Here is a 3,582-nt window from a genome sequence, read left to right on the forward strand (position 1 = left end):
CCGGGGCCGACGGTCATAGTCCGGATGAAGAGAGAACGGGATCGACGCCAAAGGGCCGTCCGCGTGCATCCGTGCCTGCGTTCGCACCCTTGCATCCCTTTCGATTCATAACGCCCTGTTTTTCACACAAACAGGAGTCAGAACATGCAACCCACCGCTATCGACAGCAAAAGCAAACACCCACAGGGCGAGCGCGTCGCGTTCATCCAGGCCTGCTGGCACAAGGAAATCGTCGACCAGAGCCGTAAAGGCTTCGTCGCTGAAATGCTGGTGCAGGGCTATCAGGAATCGGACATCGATTTCTTCGAAGTCGGCGGCGCCTTTGAAATGCCGCTGCACGCCAAGCTGCTGGCCAAGTCCGGCCGTTACGCCGGCATCGTCGCCGCCGCCCTGGTGGTGGACGGCGGCATTTATCGCCACGAATTCGTTGCGCAATCGGTGGTCAGCGGCCTGATGCAGGTGCAGCTGGAAACCGAAGTGCCGGTGTTCTCGGTGTCGCTGACCCCGCATCACTTCCATTCGGGCGAAGAGCATCAGAAGTTCTTCTTCGAGCACTTTGTGCACAAGGGCCAGGAAGCAGCGCGGACTTGCGCGGACACGCTGCAGAAAGTTCGTGCGCTGCGTCGTACAGAGCCGCGTGCGGTAGCCGTGTAACGTCGAGTGAGTTTTTGACCTCACTCAAATCAAATGTGGGAGCGAGCCTGCTCGCGAAGAGGGACTGCCAGCCGACGACAAGTTGACTGGTAGACCGCTTTCGCGAGCAGGCTCGCTCCCACATTGGTTTTGTGCCGATTCAGATGTCGCTATCAGGCGAGGTTTTCGTCAGTGGCCGGGACGATCAGGATGCCGGCGCGCAAGCCGTTCTTGACCTTGGGGTTGGGGAAGATGATTCGTGCGCCCTGCTCTTCGATCACCCAGCGGGTATTGGCCAGGTCTTCGGCCAGCACATAACCCGGCTCCAGCTCGGAAAAGTTCTCGATGTCCGCCGGCAGATTCAGGCGGAACGCATCGCTGTGCTTGATGATTTCCCGCGCCACGCTGAACAGCTGCAAACCGTCCAGCCCTTCTTCTGTCTCCGGCTCAGTGCCTTCGATGATCTGCTTCAGACGGGTTTCCAGCAGTGAGACGTTGACGCCGTCGTTCTGCCCGAACGGCCGCGCCTTGCCCAGTTCCAGGGTGAAAGCCTCGGCGTCGAGTTTGTCGTAGGTGTACGAACTGAAGACGATGGATGGCTTGTTCTGCAACAGCACTGCTTCCATGCCGGCGGCGCGCAGGCGCGCAAGTTCGCGACGGGAATGCTGGCGCCCTTCCTTCCACGGGTACAAGGCGAACTGTTCGATTTTCGAGCCACGAATCGCCGTGTGCAGGTCGTAGTGCAGACGCTGGCGATCGGGCTTGCTGAAGAAACTCGCCGCCAGCCGTTCCAGCTCACAGGCGCGCAAAGCTTCCGAGCCGCTGCTTTGTTCGTGGCGGCCGTTGAACAGCCGATTGACATCCTGCTCGACGAAACGCTCGCCCTTGCGGATCGCTTCCGGGTTGCCGAACAGGAACAGAATGCGTGCGCGCGGCTTGAGATCGCCGCGTGCAATGTCGTGCAGCAACCGATCGAGCAACTCGATCGGTGCGGTTTCATTGCCATGGATGCCTGCCGACAGCAGCAGGTCCAAGCCATTGTCGCGCGCTTCCGGGGGCCGGACTTCCAGCGCCCCTTCGCTCAACCAGCGCATGCGCACGCCTTCGACAGTCAGTTGAGTCTTCTCCGCCGGTTCGCGGCCGGCGAGGGTCAGTTCAAGCAGTTTGCCGAGGGCGAGCATAGAGCGGTTTCCTTAGTGGTCGTGGTTGCAATCCGGGCCGTGTACGTGATCCTCGTCAGCGCCGAGGTCGGCCGGTTCCATTTCCAGTTGCAGACTTACCAGATTAGTCGCCAATGGGCGCAGCAGCAGGTTGGCGTACTCTTCGTCACCTTCCTCGACGTCCACGCCGATCAGCAGCTGGCCACGGCCGTCCTGCTGGATCCACAGCTCTTTGCCTTGCCACATCACCGCGACGCGGGTGCACGAGGTTTGCAATTGCGTGCCGTCGGTGTCTTCAAGGATCAGCTGCAGGGAATCGCTCATGTTTTTACTCTCTTGGGGTGACACGCCGCGCGCCGCGTTCAGGCAGCGCGCCGGCGATCAATTGATCTGGAAGGGATAAACCGCGCCCAGTTTAAGGATTTGCGTCAGTTCATCCAGTGCCGTCCGGCATTCAAGCAGCAACTGCGGGTCCGCCAGATCGGTTTCGCTCAGGCGGTCGCGGTAGTGCTTTTCGACCCATGCGGTCAACGAACCGTATAACGGGGCCGTCATGATAACCCCTGGGTTGACCGCCGCCAGTTCGGTTTCATTCAGCGCCACGCGCAGACGCAGACATGCCGGGCCACCGCCGTTCTGCATGCTTTGCTTGAGATCGAAGACCTTCACTTCGCGGATCAGCCCACCGGAGCTGGTCAGGCTCTGCAGATAAGCCCAGACGCGTTCGTTGGCCTGGCATTCCTGCGGCACGATCAGCAGCATCGAACCATCGGCACGCGACAGCAACTGGCTGTTGAACAGGTAGGAACGCACCGCGTCATCGACGCTGACTGCCGAACGCGGCACACACACCGACTGGAAGTTGCCACCAACCTTGGCCAGCTTGCCTTGCAGTTCGGCGAGCATCTTGTCGGTCTCGAGGAACGCGTCCTCGTGATAGAACAGCACTTCACCGTTGCCCACGGCGATCACGTCGTTGTGGAACACGCCCTGATCGATGACGTTGGGATTCTGCTGCGCATAGACCACGCCTTCGTCACGCAGACCGTGCAGACGCGCCACGGCTTGCGAGGCTTCGAGGGTCTGGCGTGCAGGGTATTTCTGCGGCGCCGGGAAACGGTTGTCGAACGCACTGCGGCCGAACACGAAAAACTCGACGCCCGCTTCGCCGTATTCACGGCAGAAACGCGTGTGGTTGGCCGCGCCTTCGTCGCCGAACTGCGCCACTGCCGGCAAGGCGGCGTGATGGGCGAAGTGCTGTTGATTGGCGAACATCGCCCCGAGCACGCGGCTGGTGGTCGGGTGTTCGATGCTGCGGTGGTATTTGCAATTGAGGTTGGCAGCGGTGAAGTGCACGCGGCCGTCAGCGGTGTCGGCACTCGGGCTGACCGTGGCGGCGTTGGCCACCCACATGCTCGACGCCGAGCAACTGGCGACCAGCAGCGGCATCGCTTCTTTGGCGGCGCGTTCGATCACTTGCGCGTCAGTCCCGCTGAAGCCCAGACGGCGCAGCGCGGCCACGTCGGGACGTTCCTGCGGAGCCAGCACGCCTTGCTGAAAGCCCATGTCCATCAGCGCTTTCATCTTCGCCAGACCTTGCAGCGCCGCTTCCTTCGGATTCGAGGATTGCTGACTGTTGCTCTGCGAGGCGACGTTGCCGTAGGACAGACCACCGTAGTTATGGGTCGGCCCCACTAGACCGTCAAAATTGACTTCATAGGATTTCATCAGCGAGGCTCCACGAGAATCTGTTGTTATAGGCTTCAGTAACTATTCTTTAAGACCGAGG

Annotated in this window: 4 protein-coding genes; 1 reads left to right on the forward strand and 3 read right to left on the reverse strand. The window is 60.8% G+C overall.

The genetic code is table 11. The features are described 5' to 3' along the window. The first annotated feature begins 144 nt into the window (after nt 1–144). Complete coding sequence (locus D6877_RS24165) at nt 145–654, forward strand: 6,7-dimethyl-8-ribityllumazine synthase (protein ID WP_076563870.1); 510 nt, start codon at nt 145–147, stop codon at nt 652–654. 152 nt (nt 655–806) lie between these two features. Here D6877_RS24165 and astE read toward each other — a convergent pair whose 3' ends face one another. Genes astE through astB form a run of 3 tightly spaced genes read right to left on the reverse strand, consistent with a single transcriptional unit; the run spans nt 807 to nt 3,521 of the window. Continuing rightward, nucleotides 807–1,814 (reverse strand): succinylglutamate desuccinylase, encoded by a 1,008-nt coding sequence (astE, locus tag D6877_RS24170; RefSeq protein WP_130912330.1) that lies wholly within the window; start codon nt 1,812–1,814, stop codon nt 807–809. 12 nt (nt 1,815–1,826) lie between these two features. After that, nucleotides 1,827–2,117 (reverse strand): hypothetical protein, encoded by a 291-nt coding sequence (locus tag D6877_RS24175; protein WP_016773591.1) that lies wholly within the window; start codon nt 2,115–2,117, stop codon nt 1,827–1,829. Nucleotides 2,118–2,174: 57 nt separating this feature from the next. Beyond that, nucleotides 2,175–3,521, reverse strand: a complete 1,347-nt coding sequence (gene astB, locus D6877_RS24180; protein ID WP_130912331.1) for an N-succinylarginine dihydrolase — start codon at nt 3,519–3,521, stop codon at nt 2,175–2,177. Nucleotides 3,522–3,582 lie beyond the last annotated feature (61 nt).

It is taken from the genome of Pseudomonas sp. Sample_9, assembly GCF_004307535.1.
Lineage (GTDB): Bacteria > Pseudomonadota > Gammaproteobacteria > Pseudomonadales > Pseudomonadaceae > Aquipseudomonas > Aquipseudomonas mercuritolerans.

Excerpts from the sequence above, each read along its gene's own strand:
- D6877_RS24165 (WP_076563870.1), top strand. The coding sequence starts at position 145 with ATGCAACCCACCGCTATCGACAGCAAAAGCAAACACCCACAGGGCGAG.
- astE (WP_130912330.1), bottom strand. The coding sequence starts at position 1,814 with ATGCTCGCCCTCGGCAAACTGCTTGAACTGACCCTCGCCGGCCGCGAA.
- D6877_RS24175 (WP_016773591.1), bottom strand. The coding sequence starts at position 2,117 with ATGAGCGATTCCCTGCAGCTGATCCTTGAAGACACCGACGGCACGCAA.
- astB (WP_130912331.1), bottom strand. The coding sequence starts at position 3,521 with ATGAAATCCTATGAAGTCAATTTTGACGGTCTAGTGGGGCCGACCCAT.